General features: G+C 43.2%; 14 protein-coding genes, 1 riboswitch and 1 other annotated feature. Of the genes, 9 read left to right on the forward strand and 5 right to left on the reverse strand.

Annotated elements, in window-relative coordinates; translation table 11 throughout:
- Window positions 1-60: 60 nt before the first annotated feature.
- A complete protein-coding gene (locus tag MKZ02_RS07555) occupies window positions 61-2,184 on the forward strand; it encodes an MMPL family transporter (protein ID WP_340852790.1) in 2,124 nt (707 codons plus the stop codon).
- 53 nt (window positions 2,185-2,237) lie between these two features.
- Here the strand turns inward: MKZ02_RS07555 and pckA are convergent, their stop codons facing one another.
- A complete protein-coding gene (pckA, locus tag MKZ02_RS07560) occupies window positions 2,238-3,824 on the reverse strand; it encodes a phosphoenolpyruvate carboxykinase (ATP) (RefSeq protein WP_340852793.1) in 1,587 nt (528 codons plus the stop codon).
- Between the two features lie 234 nt (window positions 3,825-4,058).
- A riboswitch (SAM riboswitch) is annotated at window positions 4,059-4,218 on the forward strand.
- A 144-nt stretch (window positions 4,219-4,362) separates the two neighbouring features.
- Between pckA and metK the strand changes: the two genes are divergently transcribed.
- A complete protein-coding gene (gene metK, locus MKZ02_RS07565) occupies window positions 4,363-5,562 on the forward strand; it encodes a methionine adenosyltransferase (protein WP_120033936.1) in 1,200 nt (399 codons plus the stop codon).
- Window positions 5,563-5,588: 26 nt separating this feature from the next.
- Here the strand turns inward: metK and MKZ02_RS07570 are convergent, their stop codons facing one another.
- Window positions 5,589-6,116 (reverse strand): gamma carbonic anhydrase, encoded by a 528-nt coding sequence (locus MKZ02_RS07570; RefSeq protein WP_120033934.1) that lies wholly within the window; start codon window positions 6,114-6,116, stop codon window positions 5,589-5,591.
- Between the two features lie 134 nt (window positions 6,117-6,250).
- On the opposite strand from MKZ02_RS07570, the gene MKZ02_RS07575 reads away from it, so the two are divergent.
- From MKZ02_RS07575 to MKZ02_RS07585, 3 genes are read left to right on the forward strand one after another with little or no spacing between them, the layout of a single operon-like run.
- Window positions 6,251-7,060 carry an alpha/beta hydrolase gene (locus MKZ02_RS07575; RefSeq protein WP_120033931.1) on the forward strand — a complete coding sequence of 270 codons (810 nt, stop codon included), beginning with the start codon at window positions 6,251-6,253 and terminating at the stop codon, window positions 7,058-7,060.
- 9 nt (window positions 7,061-7,069) lie between these two features.
- Window positions 7,070-8,164 carry a tetraprenyl-beta-curcumene synthase family protein gene (locus MKZ02_RS07580; protein ID WP_340852794.1) on the forward strand — a complete coding sequence of 365 codons (1,095 nt, stop codon included), beginning with the start codon at window positions 7,070-7,072 and terminating at the stop codon, window positions 8,162-8,164.
- Between the two features lie 34 nt (window positions 8,165-8,198).
- Window positions 8,199-9,200 (forward strand): LLM class flavin-dependent oxidoreductase, encoded by a 1,002-nt coding sequence (locus MKZ02_RS07585; RefSeq protein ID WP_340852795.1) that lies wholly within the window; start codon window positions 8,199-8,201, stop codon window positions 9,198-9,200.
- Window positions 9,201-9,278: 78 nt separating this feature from the next.
- On the opposite strand, the gene MKZ02_RS07590 is transcribed toward MKZ02_RS07585, so the two are convergent.
- Window positions 9,279-9,851: a class I SAM-dependent methyltransferase gene (locus MKZ02_RS07590; RefSeq protein WP_340852796.1), complete on the reverse strand. Its 573-nt coding sequence runs from the start codon at window positions 9,849-9,851 to the stop codon at window positions 9,279-9,281.
- Window positions 9,852-9,990: 139 nt separating this feature from the next.
- Between MKZ02_RS07590 and MKZ02_RS07595 the strand changes: the two genes are divergently transcribed.
- Window positions 9,991-13,938, forward strand: a complete 3,948-nt coding sequence (locus MKZ02_RS07595) for a tetratricopeptide repeat protein (RefSeq protein WP_340852797.1) — start codon at window positions 9,991-9,993, stop codon at window positions 13,936-13,938.
- A gap of 315 nt (window positions 13,939-14,253) precedes the next feature.
- A complete protein-coding gene (locus MKZ02_RS07600; RefSeq protein WP_120033921.1) occupies window positions 14,254-14,439 on the forward strand; it encodes an H-type small acid-soluble spore protein in 186 nt (61 codons plus the stop codon).
- A gap of 59 nt (window positions 14,440-14,498) precedes the next feature.
- Here MKZ02_RS07600 and MKZ02_RS07605 read toward each other — a convergent pair whose 3' ends face one another.
- Window positions 14,499-15,026, reverse strand: a complete 528-nt coding sequence (locus MKZ02_RS07605) for a hypothetical protein (protein ID WP_340856353.1) — start codon at window positions 15,024-15,026, stop codon at window positions 14,499-14,501.
- Window positions 15,027-15,315: 289 nt separating this feature from the next.
- Entirely contained in the window at window positions 15,316-16,287 is a 972-nt protein-coding gene (locus MKZ02_RS07610) for a TIGR01212 family radical SAM protein (RefSeq protein ID WP_340852800.1), read from the reverse strand.
- A gap of 209 nt (window positions 16,288-16,496) precedes the next feature.
- Between MKZ02_RS07610 and MKZ02_RS07615 the strand changes: the two genes are divergently transcribed.
- Together MKZ02_RS07615 and leuS are read left to right on the forward strand one after the other, a co-directional pair.
- The gene (locus MKZ02_RS07615; protein WP_340852801.1) at window positions 16,497-17,693 is read left to right on the forward strand and encodes an MDR family MFS transporter; all 1,197 of its coding nucleotides are present in this window, start codon (window positions 16,497-16,499) and stop codon (window positions 17,691-17,693) included.
- 49 nt (window positions 17,694-17,742) lie between these two features.
- Window positions 17,743-17,962 (forward strand) — a binding site (T-box leader).
- A gap of 45 nt (window positions 17,963-18,007) precedes the next feature.
- Entirely contained in the window at window positions 18,008-20,419 is a 2,412-nt protein-coding gene (gene leuS, locus MKZ02_RS07620; protein WP_340852803.1) for a leucine--tRNA ligase, read from the forward strand.
- Window positions 20,420-20,421 lie beyond the last annotated feature (2 nt).

Consider the following 20,421-nt stretch of genomic DNA (forward strand, 5'->3'; position numbering starts at 1 on the left):
ATGTCGGTTTTAATTTTAAATAAAAAGAAGGAATAAAATTTAACAAAAGGGGGAGGAAAAATGAAAAAAATACTTGGAGCGTTAACTGATTGGATATCAACAAGAAAAGGCATGTGGACAGTCTTAATCATTTGGCTGTTGATTGCAGGGCTGTTAAGTAGCATCGCCCCAAGCTCACGTGATTACAGTGTTTCCTCCATTGAGTCACTCCCAAGCGATTCGCCAGCAATAGAAGCCGCAGAAAAAGTAAACCAGTACTTTCCGAACGATGAGGGCGTGCCAGCTATTCTTGTCTTTAGTGCTGGCAACAAAAAAATTGAAACTGCCGAGCTCGCTAAGGTGGTCAAGGCGATTAAGCAAAAACAAATAAACCATTTAAAGGAAATAGTGCCCTTCGACCAGCTTCCTCCACCCGCACAGAACCAATTTTTATCAAAGGACCGCTCAGCTGCAGCTATTCCATTAAATTTTAAAGAAGGCCTGGAAAATGATCAGTTAAAAAAGGGAATTCAATCAATAACTTCAACAGCTGAAAAGGAAGCAAGCGATCTTCAAGTGCGTGTAACCGGGCCAGCAGGTATTGCAGTAGATACAACTGCGCTTTTTTCTCAAGCAGATATTGTACTCTTGTTGTCCACTGTTGGACTCATCTTAGTATTGCTTATTGTTATTTATCGTTCCCCATTGCTAGCTTTTATCCCATTGCTTGCCTCAGTGGTCGTTTATGCGGTAACCGACCGTATTTTAGGGTTATATGGAAAAGCTGGCTTAGAAATGAGCAGCCAGTCACTGTCTATTATGACGATTTTGCTGTTTGCAGCAGTAACGGACTATTCATTGTTTGTGCTAGCCCGTTATCGAGAAGAATTAAAGCGGCATGAAAGCAAGTTTGAAGCGATGAAACATGCTATGCGCGAGACGGGAGAACCGGTCTTTTTCTCAGGAGGAACTGTGCTTGCAGCTATGCTCGTACTCTTCTTCGCTGTCATTGGGGATTATCAAAACTTTGCCCCAATTTTCGCTACCGTCATGGCTGTTATTATGCTTGCTTCCGTCACGCTGGTTCCTGCATTATTTGTGTTGTTTGGCAGAAAAGCATTCTGGCCGAAGGTACCGAAAGCAGGGGACAAAACTGAAAGAGATAGCGGGTTCTGGAACCGGATCGCCCGGATAGTGTCAACAAAGCCGATTGCTATTGGCAGTATCGTTATCGCGCTGTTACTGCTAGCTTCACTTAATGTATTAAATGTTAAATATGAATTTAACACGTTAAAATCCTTTCCGGACAATATGCCGTCACTTGAGGGATATGAAATCATTGAACAAAAATTTGCGGCAGGAGATCTTGCTCCCACAATAGTCTTATTTGAAGGAACAGGAGATATGACAAAGCTTACGGCCGAGCTTGAGAAGCAGGAGAATGTGGCTAAGGTACGGCTCCAAGCTTCAACAGAGAATAATAAAGCGCATGAATTGTCGTTATCATTCAACGGAAGCCCCTATGAACGGCCGGCTATGGATGCGCTTGCCAGTCTGCGAAAGAAGTCAGAGAAGGTCATTGCTGATTCCGGAGCAAAGGGAACCCTTTATTTCGCTGGAGAGACAGCAGAGAAGCTGGATGACCGTACGTTAAACAGCCGTGATCTTAAAGTAATTGTTCTGCTGGAAACACTATTGATTTTTGTCATGCTGGTGATATTGACCCGTTCCGTTAAAATGCCCCTGTACATGGTCGGTACCATTCTGCTTTCATTTTTAGCTGCCCTTGGTATTGGGATGTTTTTAACAAATATGCTATTTGGCATTGATGCCATCAGCACAAGGGTGCCGCTTTACTCATTTATCTTTCTTGTCGCACTGGGCATCGATTATAATATTATTTTAGTATCACGCTATATGGAAGAGCGAAGCAGCCATTCTTTAAAAAAAGCAGTCAACACTGCTGTTGCTAAAACAGGGGGGGTTATTTCGTCTGCCGGCATTATTTTAGCTGCGACCTTTGCCGTATTAATGACACAGCCAATAGAAATTTTATTTGTCTTTGGTTTTATTGTCGCCGTCGGAATATTAATTGATACATTTATCGTGCGCGGTTTGCTGCTGCCGGCTTTACTTATGATCTTTGAAAAAGATCGGGCAGACACGCATTCAGAAAAGGAACCTGTTCGAAAAGCGGACAGTTAAAGTCATATACAAAAAGAGGCCTCTGCTATTTAGCAGAGGCCTCTTTTTGTATATTAGATTTGTGGTCCGCCAAGTTCAATAATTTCCTTTGAGACGTTGGAGAACTTCTTGAAGTTTTCACGGAACTTGCCAGCAAGCTCTGCTGCTTTTGTCATGAAAGCATCTTCATCAGCCCATGCCTTGCGCGGAATGAGAACATCATCCGGCACACCAGGTACATGAAGAGGAATTTGCAAGCCGAATGTTTTTGTCGTATACGTTTCTACGTTATTTAATTCGCCTTCGAGAGCTGCTTGGACCATAGCACGTGTATACGCAAGCTTTACGCGGGAACCAACGCCATACTCGCCACCAGTCCAGCCAGTGTTTACAAGGAACACTTGAACGTTGTGCTCATCAATTTTCTCACCAAGCATTTCCGCATAGCGTGTAGCTTCAAGCGGAAGGAATGGTGAACCGAAGCAAGTAGAGAATGTTGCTTGCGGAGAAGTGACACCGCGCTCTGTACCGGCAAGTTTAGATGTATAGCCGCTTAAGAAGTGGTACATCGCTTGCTCTTTAGTTAGCTTGCTGATTGGAGGCAGTACGCCGAATGCATCAGCTGTTAAGAAAATAATTGTATTTGGATGGCCAGCTACGCTTGGATCAACAATGTTATCCATTGCTTGTAGCGGATAAGCGGCACGCGTGTTTTCTGTCAGGGTGTTATCATCGTAATTTGGAATGCGAGACTGTTCATCAAGCACTACATTTTCAAGAACCGAGCCGAAACGGATGGCATCAAAGATTTGTGGTTCCTTCTCACGGGAAAGGCCGATTGTTTTTGCATAGCAGCCGCCCTCAATGTTAAATACACCATTAGAAGACCAGCCATGTTCATCATCGCCGATTAAGCGGCGGTTCGGGTCTGCACTCAAAGTTGTTTTCCCTGTACCAGAAAGACCGAAGAATAGGGCCACATCACCTTCATAGCCAACGTTGGCTGAGCAGTGCATAGACAGAATATCATTTTCAGGAAGCAAGTAGTTCATTACAGAGAAGATCGATTTTTTCATTTCTCCTGCATATTCCGTTCCACCGATCAAAACGATACGGCGCTCAAAAGAAATGATAATAAATGCTTCTGATTTTGTTCCGTCTACTGTAGGGTCTGCTTTAAAGTTCGGAGCAGATACGATTGTGAAGCCTGCTTGATGATCTTTTAATTCTTCCTCAGTTGGACGAATGAAAAGTTGATGAGCAAACAGATTATGCCATGCATATTCATTGATCACCTGAATTGGTAAACGATGGGTTGGATCTGCCCCTGCAAATCCTTTGAAAATAAACAATTCTTCTTGTTCCTTTAAATAATTGATCACTTTAGTGTATAATTGATCGAAGACTTCAGGGGAAATTGGTTCGTTAACCGGTCCCCAATCAATTTTGTCCTTTACTGAAGGCTCTTCAACGATAAATTTATCTTTAGGAGAACGGCCAGTATATTTTCCCGTTTCAGCACATACTGCTCCAGAAGCAGTTAACACGCCCTCTTTACGATTAAGTACTTTTTCTACGAGCTGCGGCACAGATGGCTGCATTGTTACGTTATCACCTTTTAAAAGTTCCAAAATTTCACTTGAAACACTTACAGTCTTCATAAATTAATAACCATCCTTTATCTGAAATTAAATAATTGTTATCGCATTATTTGTTCAAAAATAGTATAACACATTACATTTAATAGTCTATACTATTCACTTATTTTTTTGCGACTTTTTTTATTTACAGATTGTCCGATTTCCTATAAAAGAAACCGAAAAAATGAAGAGATTTTATACGAAACCAGTTGACATTGTCGAACGGATTTCGTATGATGTAACCTTGAACGGATACTCTTATCCTGAGCTGGCGGAGGGACAGGCCCGATGAAGCCCGGCAACCTGCTTGATTGTGATTGGTAGTTATATCGACTGCCGGCACTTATACAATATAAGTTTGTACTCAAGACAAAGGTGCTAACCTGCAGCAAGGGCAAACCTTGAACGATAAGAGTGAAAGGCCTATGTTGATAAGACCAACCTTTCCTCTCTTTATTTCAGGAGGGGTTTTTTTATTTTAAAAGGGTAAACTTAGGGGAAATGAGTACCGTACCATTATCGATCGGCAGTAAGTTGATCATTTTAAGGAGGAAGTTTCATGACTAAAAATCGTCGTCTCTTTACTTCAGAGTCAGTCACTGAAGGGCATCCGGACAAAATTTGCGATCAGATTTCCGATGCTATCCTAGATGAAATCTTATCAAAAGATCCAAATGCGCGTGTCGCAGCGGAAACATCTGTTACAACTGGACTCGTACTCGTAGCAGGGGAGATTACAACCTCTTCGTACGTGGATATTAATAAAATTGTTCGGGAGACAGTTAAGGAAATTGGCTACACTCGTGCAAAATACGGTTTTGATGCCGATACATGCGGTGTGTTGACATCCATTGATGAGCAGTCACCTGATATTGCAGCGGGTGTGAACGTGGCTCTTGAAGCACGTGAAGGCCAAATGAGCGATGAAGAAATTGAAGCGATTGGTGCGGGTGACCAAGGCTTAATGTTCGGTTTTGCTTGTAATGAAACAGCAGAATTAATGCCGCTCCCGATTTCATTGGCTCATAAATTATCCCGTCAATTAACGAGAGTTAGAAAAGAAGAAACGTTATCGTATTTACGTCCAGATGGTAAAACTCAGGTAACAGTTGAATATGATGAAAACGACAAGCCAGTAAGAATCGATACAATTGTTATTTCGACACAGCATCATCCGGAAGTTGCGCTTGAACAAATTCAAAGCGACTTGCGCGAGCATGTCATTGACCCGATGGTCCCTGCAGAATTAATCGATGAACATACAAAGTTCTTTATCAATCCAACAGGCCGTTTTGTTATCGGCGGACCTCAAGGAGATGCGGGCTTAACAGGCCGGAAAATTATCGTGGATACATACGGTGGTTATGCACGCCATGGAGGCGGAGCATTCTCCGGTAAAGATCCAACAAAGGTAGACCGTTCAGCAGCTTATGCAGCTCGTTACGTAGCAAAAAATATTGTTGCGGCCGGCCTTGCTGATAAATGTGAAGTCCAGCTCGCCTATGCGATTGGTGTAGCTCAGCCTGTTTCAATTGCTGTCGATACGTTCGGCACAGGAACGGTTTCTGAAGATGTGCTTGTTGAACTTGTTCGCAATAATTTTGATCTGCGTCCAGCGGGCATTATTAATATGCTTGGACTGCGTCGTCCAATTTATAAACAAACAGCCGCTTATGGACATTTTGGTCGTACAGATGTGGATCTTCCTTGGGAAAGAACAGACAAAGCTGAAATCTTAAAAGATCAGGCATCAAATTAATAAGCAGCAAAAAGCCTGGAGACTCTTTAACGGTCTTCAGGCTTTTTTTGTATGCTTTTATAGTACTGTCCTTTTTCTACGTACTCTCTGACAATGCGCTCCATATCTTTTCTGTCTTCCTCATTCACTGGGCGAATCACTTTTGCCGGCCGGCCAAATGCCACGGAGTGAGGAGGAATGACTTTTCCCTGGGGAACAAGACTACCGGCCCCGATAAATGCTCCTTCACCAATTTCTGCATTATCAAGAATGATGGAACCCATACCGATTAAAGCTTTTTTTCTAATTTTACAGCTGTGCAAAATAACTTGATGGCCGACTGTGACTTCATCTTCAATAACAAGCGGGTTGTTCGGGCTTTGATGCAATACAGAATTATCCTGAATGCTCACTTTTTTGCCGATTACAGTCGGGGCTACATCCCCGCGAATAGAAGTATTAAACCAAATATTTGTTTCTTCGCCAATAGTTACATCTCCCGTAATTGTTACATAATCGGCGATATAAGCAGAATCAGCAACAATAGGAGTTTTATTGTTATAAGGATAGATCATTTTTTCTCTCCTCCTTTTATGTTTCCTGCAACAGAAAGCAGGATGGACTTGCTTATTATTTTATCTAAAACGATTTGATTTGTATAATAGAAGACAAACGTATAGGATTACAAAAAGCCGGAGGAAGATGCTTGATGTGGAAATGGGAAACAGAACAACAGCCGAAAGGTGTCATCGTTATGATTCATGGGGCGATGGAGCATCATGGCCGTTATGGTTGGCTGATTGAAATGTGGCGCAGAAACGGCTTTCATGTAGTGATGGGCGACCTGCCCGGCCAAGGCATGACATCGAGAGCTAAAAGAGGACATATTTCATCATTTAATGAGTATATAGAGGAAGTAAAAGACTGGGTGCAGGCAGCGTATCAATTTGATTTGCCTTTATTTATATTAGGACATAGCATGGGAGGGCTAATTGCTATTCGTCTGCTGCAGGAGATGGAAGTGGAGACAGCAGGCGTGATTTTGTCATCGCCTTGTCTCGGTATGAATCATACGCCACCTAAAGTAATGGATATTCTATCGCACGGTTTGAATTCACTCTCGCCCTCAGTGAAGTTTTCTTCCGGACTGACAGTTGAAATGGCGACAAGAAATGAAGAGGTAAGACAAGCAGATAAAGAAGATTTGCTTTATGTAAATAAAGTGTCAGTTCGCTGGTACCGCGAACTGCTTCAAGCCATCAAGACGGCTGATTTAAAGACAGGGGCAGTGCCTGATGTTCCGCTTCTTGTCATGCAGGCGGGGGATGACTTGATTGTCGATAAAAAAAGCGTCAGAAAATGGTTTCACCGGCTCGATTTGTCAGAGATGCATTATAAAGAGTGGCCGGGACTCTATCATGAAATATTTAACGAGCCAGAGAGAGAGGAAGTTTTCCATTATGCGAAAGGGTTCGTGGAAAATCGGTTGCGTTTACTAGGATATGTGATTGAGGAGTGAGGTGACACAATGCCTGTACCAGTAACGCCGCTTCATCTAATGCACAATATTTATAAAAAAGTGTTTCCTGTCGTGCATGAACAGCTGCAATATTGGAAAGAGAAAGCAGGGATGATTCCAAATAAAGAACTGCGCCGCCAGGCTCTCTCCAGCATTGAACATAAGACGTTTCATTGCGAAGGAGGAGCTGTGCTGGCATTATTGTCGAGAGACCGGCTCGTTCAGGCTGTCCGCTTTATTGTTACCTACCAGACCATCAGTGATTATCTCGACAATCTTTGTGACCGCAGTACGTCCCTTGATCCAGCTGATTTTGCTGCGCTTCATGAATCGATGGAAGATTCTCTGACGCCGGGCGTCCCGCTTCGTGATTACTACCGTGGCCGGATGGATCAAAACGATGGCGGTTACTTATCTGAGTTAGTGACCACATGTCAGTCTGTGCTCGCTGGAATGAAGGGGTATGAGGTGATTGCCCCTCACCTTAAAGAGCTATGCCGTTATTATTGTGATTTACAAATACATAAGCATGTTAAAAAAGAAGAACGAGAGCACCGCCTGATTAAATGGTTCGAAGAGTACCAAGATGAGTGGCCGCAAATGGAATGGTACGAATTCTCTGCTTGTACCGGTTCGACGCTTGCTATTTTTTGTTTAGTATCATACGGCTTAAATGAGCCATTAAGCCATGCGCAGGCACAGCAAATAAAAAACAGTTATTTTCCCTATATACAGGGGCTTCACATTCTGCTTGATTATCTGATTGATCAGAAGGAAGACCGGGAAGGTGGAGATTTAAATTTCTGTTTTTATTATCAGGATGAAAAACAATTGTTTGAGCGGCTCGTTTATTTTATGGAGAAGGCGGACGAGCAGATAGAAGGGATAAAAGATTCTCGCTTTCATAAACTGATCAATCGTGGACTGCTAGGTGTGTATTTATCGGATAGCAAAGTTTATGAACAAACAGGCATTTACAAGCTCTCCAAAAAAGTCATTCGCAGAGGCGGAGCAGTTTCCCGCTTTTTCTATTTTAATGGCCGAATGTACAGATACGTGCAGCAAGTATTCCCGCGATTGTTCCATAAAACAACATTTCGTTGAAGAAAGATGGACAGAAATAAAAGGAGATGGCGCAGTGAGTTTACAATTAAGCATATTGGATCAATCGCCAATTTCAGAAGGGATGGGAGCAGAGGAAGCCCTAGCGCAAACCGTTCAGCTTGCTCGTCATGCTGAAGCGCTAGGATATGAACGTTTCTGGGTTTCAGAACATCATGACGCTTCAAGTCTTGCTGGATCTTCGCCAGAGGTATTGATGGCTTATTTGGCAGCTAAGACTAAGGCCATTCGCATTGGTTCCGGAGGAGTCATGCTTCCCCACTACAGCCCCTACAAGATAGCGGAGAATTTCCGAGTGCTCGAAGGGTTGGCTCCTGGCCGAATTGATGCGGGGATAGGTCGGGCACCGGGTGGCATGCCAATGTCTTCTTTGGCGCTTAATAGAGGCGAATATCGCCAAGTGGACCGTTTTCCTGAGCAGATTGATGAATTACTAGCCTATCTTGCGGGAGATGAAGAGAATATACCTTACCCAGGACTGAAAGCCACACCGCTCATTCAAACAAGGCCGGATGTCTGGCTGCTTGGCTCCAGTCCGGCAAGCGCCCTCCTTGCGGCAAAAAAAGGATTGCCATACACATTTGCCCAATTTATCAACGGAGAGGATGGGCAAGAGAGTCTGGCTGCTTATCTGAACTCCTTTCAGCCGTCGCCCTGGCTTTCAAAGCCAAAGAGCATGGTGGCTGTGTTCACTATTTGTGCTGAAACGGATGAAAAGGCAGAGTGGCTGGCTTCCAGCCTGGATCTATCCTTGTTGATGACGGCCCAAGGCATGAAGTCGAACGGCACACCGAGCCCTGAAAAAGCAGCACCCTACCGTTACAGTGAATATGAACGTAAATTTATCTGCGAAAACAGGAAGCGAATGGTGATTGGGAGTCCTGAACGTGTGCGTGAACAATATAAGCAGATTAGTGAGGAATATCAAACGGAGAATATCATGGCTGTGTCCATTATGTATCATTTCGAGGACAAATTAAAATCAATGGAGCTGCTGGCAAAAGCAGCTGAATTATAAAAAAGCAGGCTATAGCCTGCTTTTTTGATGGTCAGACAAAGGATTCAAATGGTTGTTAGATAATCAGAGCGCAGAAAATTACCTTTTTTCAATGGCTATAATAAACGGCGGATGATTTGCCTGATTGATAAATTCGTAACGGAGGACGTGAGCTTTTTGTTGATCGATGTTTTCTACGAAGCTAAGCAGCTTCTCTTTTTCCACTGCTCCCTCTTCATGACCATGATAAATAACGAGCACAATAATGCCTCCGGAAATAAGCATGGAGAAAATTTGCTCTACAGCGGCAATGGTAGTGTCTGGCTTTGTAACGATAGATTTGTCTCCTTTTGGCAAATAGCCAAGGTTAAATACGGCTCCCTTTAACTGGCTTTGCCATTCAGCAGGAATAAGTGCCGCTGCCTGTTCATGGCCGCAACCAAATAGAGTGACCCGCTCACTTAGCTGGTGTTCTTCGAGACGGACAGTTGTATTAGTCAGTGCCTGCTCCTGAATATCAAAACCAAATACATGCCCCTCTTCGCCAACAAGCTTGGCTAAAAATACCGTATCATGGCCATTGCCAACGGTTGCATCAATCGCTGCGCTGCCTTTAGTTATAGCTTTCTCTAAAAGTATGCGTGCGAACGGAAGAATTCCATCTACATTCATTGCATATCCCTCTTTCACAGCTTAAATAATTAAGATAGTCTCTGATGATTATACATAAAATAAACGGTTGCTGATATAATGCATATAATTACTAGAATAATAGTGGTGGAAAAATAAAAAAAAGAAAGGGCGTTGCCTTTTGAACACAGTAGTCACAAAGCCGCCTTACGTCAAAACTGTTTCGGACTTGATAGAGACAATTCAGCAGCTCTGGGCACTTAAATCATATAATGCTTTGCAGGAGTGGCTTGCACAAGTGGAAACTGAAGATGAATATTACCGTTTGATCCGGCTGGCCGATGCCGGAGCAATGTATCGATACAGCAATTTTTTAGCAACGGCTGCCAACAAGCGCTTTCGCTCTGTCCGCACATTTTCTTGGTATTGTTATAGCCTGCTTGAACAAGGAAAGAGTCTAGAGGCGGAGGCAAAGATGAAACAGCGCTTGTTTGATGAAGGCGTCGATTCCTTGACGCTCGAAGAAAAAAAAGCGGCTTGGCTTTTGCTTGTCAAAGCACTTTGCCAATTGCACCGCTACCGGGAAGCGGCCGATTATATACGTCTCATTGAAGAGTCAGGCAATTTGTTGTCGCCCGATCAGCTAGCGGATTTCTATTTAGAAACGAATAATTGGGAACAAGCTGAACAGATAGTGAAAAAAGGGCTTGATCTGCCATTTCACGAACGTGGTGACGTCAGCTTGCTCGTATATGTAGATTTGTTGTCAAGGCAAGGAAATCACGAAGCAGCACTTCACATGCTGCAAAAAGGAACCGAGGTCTTCCCAGAATGCCCTGTATTTCAGTTGGAACAAATGCGTAGCTTTCGTCTGGCTGGTGACTTCCAAGCGATTCTTGATCATGCTGATTATTTAAATAACAAAAATCCCTTTCATGAAAACAAGGATTATTTCATTTATTTAAAAGCCGAAGCGCTTTACAAGCTGGAAAAGTGGGATGAATTAAAACAATGGATTGCCGCACACAAAACAGTGCTAGAAAAGACAATATTTAGTGAACGGACAATAGATCCGAATAAAGCTTATCAACAAATCATGATTCAGCCAATTCGGCAAAAGTTGAATTATTGTGTACCGGCTACCCTTTCAATGATGATGCAAACAGCTGGAAAAAATGTGTCGCAGGATGAAGTTGCCGAGCACGTTTTTGATGTGACTGGCTCCAAGTTAATGACAGCTATTGATTATATGGCTTCTTTAGGCTTCTCCTCTGCATTTTTTAAAGGGACGGTCGAGTTATACAAGCATTTCATTGATAACGGATGTCCGGTCGTACTCGATATGCTGATTGAAAACCAGTCACATGTTCAGCTTGTTACCGGGTATGATGACAGACTTGGAGTGTTGTTTGTTCAAGATCCTAACGAGCTGGAAACACTGCTTGTTCCTTATGAAGAAGCTGCGCACACTTATCGATTAAAAGATCGGCTCTCGCTCGTGTTTGTTCAGGGAGAACAAAAAGAGATGCTTGAACAGCTAGATCTGCGCACTCATAAGTTTTTTCAAAAAATATTTGTCTATTTAGAACAAATGGAAGAGAATGCGGAAGCAGTCGTTGCTGATTTTCTCGCTTATCTGACAGAAAATGACGAGGAAATTTTTTCTTCTATTATCGGTTTGACGATGATTCAGCACCCAAAAGCTAAGCCATTTCTGAATAAGTGGATTAAAAACGTAAAACAGCGATTTGGTGAGGATGATGAGGAGATCCAGCTGCTCATTGCTCATTCTTATTATATGCATGACCAAACTGGCGAGGAATTCGAACGTGCCATGCATCATATCAAGCAAAAAAATGCTTACGCCCATTTTCTTCTCGGAATCGTAGATTATCAGAACGATCAAACAGAGAGAGCTATTTTTCATTTAAAGCGTTCACTTGAGAAAGATCCTTTTCAGCCTTCTGCTTATGCCTACTTAGCGCGATGTTATGCAGAGTTCTCGCAGTTTCAGTTGGCACAGCAATGGGCGCTTATAGCGCTTGAGCAAGCGCAAACAGATGAATTTATTCGCTCAACATACGCACTTATGTTATTGGAGTCGGAAGCAGTTCAAGAGGCGATGGCTGAGTTTAAAAAGCTGTCTGAGGATTATCCACAGGATCATTATTATATATATGAAATTGGCCGTTGCTATATGGAGATGGGGGATAGCCGAGCGATTAAGTGGCTAAAGCGTGCAATGGAGATGAATCCTGCAGTACCCTATCCTTATTTGCGCATTGCCGAAATTCGAATGAATGAAGAAAAGTGGGAGCGGGCAGAAGCATATTTGCAAATAGGGACAGAGGAAGTGGTGCCGGAAGAAACAGGAATTCTTTGGTTATATATCGGTCATACGCGCATGGGCCGTGAGATGTATAGTCATGCGGAGGAAGCTTATAAACAGGCTGTGCAGCTTGACAGCGATGGAGAACTGCTTGCGGCAGTATACGAAGCACAGTCAATTATTAAGCAAGGGGACTGGCAGCGGGCTGAAAATGTTATTCGCTGTTATGCTGAGCCTGCGGATAACCCCGATATATACGTAAGAGCTGGCGCCATGATGATGGAAGAAGCTGAAAAAGACAAGGAAAAGGAGCTTGGCCTTGATTTTATGGAAACAGGATTAATACAAGGCAGCGGATTAGGAGAACAGGTTTCTTTATACGTTGAATATGTAGAAGATACGCCTTTTATTCACCGCGCGCTCACTTTTTTGCAAAAGCTTCGAACCCAGTATCCGTTAAGTGATTTGTATTGTTATGAGGCGATTTTTCAGGAGGATCTGGAAAACTTTTCTATAGCTGAATCGCTTTTGCTGGAAGCGGTAGAGCTTGACAAAAAGAACACCTTTCCTCATTATCGCCTCGGAAAACTGTATCGAGCGTTGGAGAAACATAAGCTTGCCGAGCGTCATTTGCTGGAGTGCATCAAAATCGATCCTGATTTTACTGCTGCCCATGAAGAGTTGGCGGGTTTATATGAAGAAGCGGACGATATAGAGAAGGCGAAAAAGTATCGATTTCGCGTATTTGAAGCCATTCCGCAAGCATGCGAGATAAAGCAGCTTGCAGAGTGGATGGCCTCTCCAGCCGAGCGGCAGAAATTAAAGAATCATTTGATCAATCTGCAAGGAACAATCGATGAAGAATGGCGCTTGGCTGCCCTTAGTGAAGTATTGGAGACGAGAGAAGCGATCCATTTACTTGAGAAAGAAGAAGCTGTAAACTTGAGAGCGAAATTGGCGGAGTTTTATACCGATAACGGGCAGGAGAAAGAGGCCTTGGCCTTAATAAAAACATTGATTCAAAAAGAACCGACCAATGAACATTTGTATGCCCCATGGATGAAAGCTCTGTACAGTTCGAGAAAATTATTGAAAATTGAAAAGTTGATCAAAAGCATGAAGCTACCTTCAGAAGATGCAGCAGCTATATATAGAAACAGCGGCAGTGCACTTGTCCCTTATATAGAAAAGCTCGAGGAAGAGAAAAGCGGCATATGGAAGAAGATTGCTGGCGGTTTGAAGACGGTTGGATTAATTAGTGTGATTATCGCTTTATATGAAAAGGCAATTGAGTTAGATCCTGATAACTCTGAGAACTATAGCCAGCTGGCTTCTTTTTACTTAGAGCGAGAGGTAGCAGACGAGGCATTAAAGGTATTAAAATTATATTTAAAACGGCATGAGGATGACAATTTTTGTTTTAAAGCAGCTGCTTCAGCTTTGGCACATGGGACAGAAAATGGAAAAGACAAATATATTAAGGAGGCCCAGGAATATCTGCTTATGCTAAAGGAGAAGCATCCTGCTGATGCAGATGTCCGGGAAATGCTCGCAGATTCGTTTCTTTTCCTCGGTGAACCAAAGGCAGCCCTAAAAGAATATAAAGCACTTATTAAAAAAGCCCCTTTCAAAATAGAAGGCTATGTCGGAAGGATACTTGCGTGCCTTGACCTTGACCAGGAAGAGGAAGCAGAAAAGAGCCTAAAGCAAATACCAGAACAAATGCGGGAACGTGTGATGGACCAGCTTAGGGAGTTGGCGGATGAGCACCCGGCATTAAAAGTACTGATAAGTAAATAGAAGAGAAAGACCGGCTGCTAATGCGCCGGTTTTTTATTTTGAGATTGAGACAGCTTGCCTGATTGAGGCCAGCTATTAGACGACACAAAGTATAGTGGATGTTCCTTGTAAAGAATGGAACATCTATACCCGAAGGCGGGATACGCGTAGAATTCGACTAATCGACGGATGCTGCTGGGTGAGAGTCAAAATATAGGGTCATTATTGATTGGATAAGGGAGAATGAATCATTAGGGATTCTCCTTATAGCTCGAGGTATAAAATTTACTTACTTCCAAAAAATAAGCGCATGAAATCATTTAGGAGGTAAGTAATGTGGACATAAAACGAGCAAAACAAATCGTATCTTCATCTGCAGATATTGATGTAACATTCCAAGGTGTTTCCGTTTGGATTGACGAACTGCATGAAGAGGAGAAAATGGCAACTGTTCATTTAAGAGGCCCATTGGAAGAAAGAACACGAGTCGCCATTCAAGATTTAACTGAGGAGAAGGAGTAAGAAAGAAAACCCGCTCTTGGCTACAAAGAGCGGGTTTTCTTTCTTACTAAAGCTTGGCATTAGACTTCCTCTTGGTCGCCATTCTCGCCATCGTTGACTGCAATGCCGTCTCCGCCGACAGCGTGCTGCTGTTTCGTATTAGAGCTCGCGACGGCTGCATTTGTTCCAGCGGCGCTGTCTGTTCCACTGCCGCTTGCCACCTGAGTCGCTCCTGCTGTTTCTTCGGATCGATTGATCTGATTGTTGATAACAATGACAATTCCTTCCTCATCATCTTTCCAGCTTCCATGTTTTTCATGCGGCTCTTGCTGATCGCCGTTTAGGCCGAAGTTTTTGGCTTCTCCTTCCGCTCCCACACTTTGCTGTTGTTCGGTGTTTGACGAATCAATCGCGGCATTATTTCCTGCTGTGCTATTTCTTCCAGCCCCGCTCGCAATTTGCGTAGTATTTGGTGCGCTGGTGAATTGATTATTAATAACGATAACAATTTTGGTTGTTTCAGGAACAGAGGACTTAGCAACAATTCGTTCTCCATCTCTTTCAATGAAAACGTCTACCTTTTGGACGTCGTTCTTCTCCCGTTCCATTTCGTCGTTATAATCATCAAGATTTTTATCAAAGCTCATTTTGGACCTCCTTCTTTTGATAAATCTAAGGAGAGTGCATACATTTCAAAGGTTTTGCAGGCTGGCGTTTGTTAGGCATGTACTTCGTTAACATCTGGATAAGCTCCCTATTACTATAAATGCTAGATAAAAAAATTTTCTTGTACAAATGTACAATATTTTAAATGCCGTTAAAAAAGCTATTTAAGCTGATAAAAAACATGGCTGTCGACAAAGTCGACAGCCAGCATTTATTTTAAGTCCACCAGTTTTAATAATTAATCCGTTTCTCACCTTTTTTGCAAAGTTCGAGGTGTCGTGCGCCCTGAAAGCTGTTACGCCGTTTTAATTCAGCATCAATGGCATTGAGCACGGTCCATTTATCGACACTCCACATTGGGCCAACCATTAAGTTGATAGATCCATCGCCAGTAATGCGATGAATAATCATTTCCGGCGGCAAGATTTCGAGCTGATCACATACGAGATTCACATAGTCTTCAAGAGATAAAAACTCAAGCAGCCCTTTCTCATATTGCTTCACCATTGGTGTGCCTTTTAACAAATGGAGCAAATGAATTTTAATTCCTTGAACATCAAGGCGGGCAACTGTCTCCGCTGTTTCCATCATCATCTCGGGTGTCTCAAGAGGGAGGCCGTTAATAATATGGGAACAGATGCGGATATCATGCTTGCGCAATTTCTCTACCCCCTCTACATAAGTAGAAAAGTCGTGTGCCCGGTTAATAAGTTGTGCCGTCTTTTCATGAACAGTTTGCAAACCGAGTTCCACCCATAAGTAAGTGCGCTTATTTAGTTCAGCTAAATATTCGACTACTTCATCCGGAAGACAATCCGGGCGTGTAGCGATCGATAAACCGACGACACCCTCCTGGCTAAGAACAGTTTCATATTTCTCGCGAAGCACTTCTACGGGAGCATGAGTGTTTGTATATGCCTGAAAATAGGCCATGTATTTGCCGTTCTTCCATTTTTGATGCATTTTTCCTTTAATATCGTGAAACTGTTTCTCTAGACTGTCAGACCGGCTGCCGGCAAAATCACCCGACCCGGCGGCACTGCAAAAGGTGCAGCCGCCGAATGCGACTGTTCCGTCGCGATTTGGGCAGTCAAACCCTCCGTCCAGCGCAACCTTGAATACTTTATGTCCAAAATGATTGCGTAAATGATAATTCCATGTATGATAGCGCTTATTGTCACTTGCGTAAGGAAATGGATTCATCTTTATTAAACTCACCCTCTCTTTCAAGCTGGGCAAATGCTGCAGCATAAAGGAAATTTTATCATGAATAAGCAATAGAAAGCGAGCTTCATCCGTGGAAGATTAGTCAGAATTTTAAGTTCAGAAAACGGCTTGAAAAATTTGGCTTGGCGATCTACAATACTATTTTGGAACTCGAAATAATTAAATAAAACAGGAGGGGATACAGTATGCCAAAAGCAGTTTGGTTGTTAGTGATCGGCATGGTGATTAATGTGACAGGTGCTTCGTTCTTATGGCCTCTCAATACCATTTACATACATGGTGAATTAGGAAAATCCTTGTCGATAGCAGGGATTGTTTTAATGTTAAATGCTGGGGCTACCGTTGTAGGCAATTTGCTCGGTGGGGCGTTATTTGACCGTCTTGGTGGTTACAGAACGATTTTACTTGGGGCAGGCTTAAATTTGATTGCGATGGCTGGCATGACAATGTGGCATGACTGGCCCCATTATGTTATCTTTTTAACGATTGTCGGCTTCGGATCAGGAGCGATCTTTCCGGCTGTCTACGCGCTTGTTGGTGCGGTTTGGCCAAAAGGAGGACGCCGGGCATTTAATGCTGTGTATATTTCGCAAAACGCCGGGGTGGCGCTAGGTTCTGCAATGGGTGGTTTTGTTGCTTCTTTCTCCTTTAATTATATCTTTGCGGCCAACTTGGCTATGTTTGTTGTTTTCTTTCTCATAGCCGCTTTTGGTTATCGCCAAATGGCCAATGTGACCGGAGTACAAACAAATGTCATTGCGGAAAATGGCAAAGTGAAGAACCGCAGCAAGATGACGGCACTTTTCATACTATGTACAGCTTATATGCTTTGCTGGGTTGGCTATGTTCAATGGCAGTCGACTATCGCAAACTATACACAAGAAATAAATATCAGCCTGAAAGAATACAGTTTTCTATGGACAGTTAATGGCTTGTTAATCGTGTTTGGCCAGCCGCTCGTTAACTTTTTTGTTCGGGCTTTTCAGGATAATTTAAAAAAGCAAATTATGATTGGAATTCTTATTTTCATGGGATCATTTGCTATTACCGCTTTTGCAAGCGACTTTAGAGGGTTTCTCGCCGCTATGCTTATCTTAACTATCGGTGAAATGTTTGTCTGGCCGGCGGTGCCGACCGTAGCCAGCCAATTATCACCAAAAGGCAGAGAAGGGTTTTACCAGGGAATCGTAAATAGCACCGCAACAGCCGGACGGATGTTTGGACCGGTGCTCGGCGGGATTCTCGTGGATCTATACGGCATGCCGATACTATTTATCACTCTGATGGCTTTCTTGCTTATTAGCATGGGACTAACAATGATTTACGATCGGCCATTAAAAAAGAAAAATGAAGTACCATCTCCTTCCATATCTTCTCTTTAAGCTTGCAACTGTGGGCAATTTTGTCTAAAATAGTCGTAGATTGAATAAGTAAAAGATGATGATGAGGAATAGTAGTGACGATTTTCGGAATTAGAGAGCTGGCGGGAGGTGCAAGCCAGTCCGGAATACCATGAACTCGCCTTGGAATCGCAGGTGCGAACCATAAACAGTAGTGCCTGCCGCCGATCTGCGTTAAAGACGTCAAGCAGAGTGCCAAATGAAGGCACTAATCTGGGTGGTACCGCGGGAAATATACTCTCGTCCCAATTATGGGACGGGAGTTTTTTAATATTCAACATGGAAGGGTGTTACAGATGAGTTTCGATCATCAAAAGGTTGAAAAGAAATGGCAGCAATATTGGGAAGAAAATAAAACATTCAAAACACAGGAACAAAGAGGACAGTCAAAATTTTACGCGCTTGATATGTTTCCTTATCCATCAGGGGCTGGCCTTCATGTCGGCCACCCGGAAGGCTACACAGCAACAGATATCCTATCACGCATGAAGCGGATGCAAGGGTATAACGTTCTTCATCCAATGGGATGGGATGCGTTTGGACTGCCAGCGGAACAGTATGCATTGGATACAGGAAATGACCCGGCAGAATTTACTGAACAGAACATTAATAACTTCCGCCGCCAAATTAAATCGCTTGGCTTCTCTTATGATTGGGACCGGGAAATTAATACGACAGACCCGGAATATTATAGATGGACGCAATGGATTTTCCTGCAGCTTTATAAAAAAGGCCTCGCTTATATTGATGAAGTAGCGGTGAACTGGTGTCCGGCTCTCGGTACTGTGCTTGCCAATGAAGAAGTTATTGATGGCAAGAGTGAACGGGGAGGCCATCCTGTTGAACGTCGTCCGATGAAGCAATGGATGTTGAAAATTACAGCCTATGCTGATCGTTTGCTCGAAGATTTAGAGGAGCTTGACTGGCCGGAAAGCATTAAAGACATGCAGCGCAATTGGATCGGCCGTTCCGAGGGAGCAGAAGTGACATTTGCTATTGATGGTCATGATGAAACATTTACTGTGTTCACAACGCGACCAGATACACTTTTTGGAGCAACATATGCGGTTTTAGCGCCGGAGCATCCATTTGTGGCTAAAATTACTACAGATGAACAAAAAGAGGCAGTGGCTGGCTATTTAGATAAAATTAAAGCGAAAAGTGACCTGGAGCGCACGGATCTTGCCAAAGAGAAAACTGGTGTTTTCACTGGTGCTTATGCAATCAATCCGGCAAATGGAGAAAAGATGCCGATCTGGATTGCTGATTACGTATTAATGAGCTACGGAACTGGAGCCATTATGGCCGTGCCAGCACACGATGAGCGTGATTATGAGTTCGCTCAAGCATTCGATTTGCCGATTAAGGAAGTAGTAGCCGGCGGAGACGTTGAAAAAGAAGCTTATACTGGCGATGGCGAACATGTAAACTCCGACTTTTTAAACGGATTCAATAAAGAAGAAGCGATTCAGAAAATGATTGAATGGCTTGAAGAGAAAGGCATTGGTACGAAGAAAGTAACATACCGTCTTCGTGACTGGCTGTTTAGCCGCCAGCGTTATTGGGGAGAACCAATCCCAATTATCCATTGGGAAGACGGTACCATGAGCACTGTTCCGGAAGAAGAATTGCCGCTTATGCTTCCTGTAACAACAGAAATTAAGCCGAGTGGAACAGGTGAATCTCCGCTTGCTAATATTGATGATTGGGTTAATGTCATTGATCCAGAGACGGGCAAAAAAGGCCGGCGTGAAACAAATACAATGCCGCAATGGGCGGGAAGCTGCTGGTATTATTTGCGCTTTATCGACCCTCGTAACAGCGAGGCGCTCGCTTCTGAAGAGAAGTTAAAAGAATGGCTTCCGGTCGATATTTATATTGGAGGAGCAGAGCATGCTGTGCTTCACTTATTATACGCCCGCTTCTGGCATAAAGTTTTATATGATCTCGGTGTGGTTCATACGAAAGAGCCATTCCAAAAGCTGTTTAACCAAGGAATGATTCTTGGAGAAAACAATGAAAAAATGAGTAAATCGAAAGGAAATGTCGTAAATCCGGATGAGATCGTGGAAAGCCACGGGGCCGACACACTTCGCCTGTATGAAATGTTTATGGGGCCGCTTGATGCTTCCATTGCCTGGTCTACAACGGGACTTGACGGTGCCCGCCGCTTCCTTGACCGCATTTGGCGCTTGTTCATTCAGGAGACTGGCGAATTGAGTGAGAAAATTACAGACTCAGGCAATGAGCTTGAAAAAGTGTATCATCAAACAGTGAAGAAAGTGACAGAGGATTATGAGCATTTACGCTTTAATACGGCTATTTCCCAAATGATGGTATTCATTAACGAGGGTTATAAAGCAACAGCTATTCCAAAAGAATACGTAGAAGGCTTTGTTAAATTGCTTGCTCCGGTTGCGCCGCATCTGGCAGAAGAAATGTGGGAAAAGCTTGGCCATGAAGGTACAATCAGTTATGAGCAATGGCCAACATATGACGAGTCTAAGCTTGTTGACGACGAAGTGGAAATTGTCGTTCAGGTAAACGGCAAAATGAAAGCAAAATTAATGATTTCCAAGGAAGCAACGAGAGAAGAGATGGAACAAATTGCAATGAACGATGAAAAGGTGCAAGAGCAGGTTGCCGGAAAAACAGTACGTAAAGTCATCGCAGTGCCGGGCAAACTTGTTAACATCGTAGCAAACTAAAG

This window comes from Pseudobacillus sp. FSL P4-0506 (assembly GCF_038003025.1).
Classification (GTDB): domain Bacteria; phylum Bacillota; class Bacilli; order Bacillales; family Domibacillaceae; genus Pseudobacillus.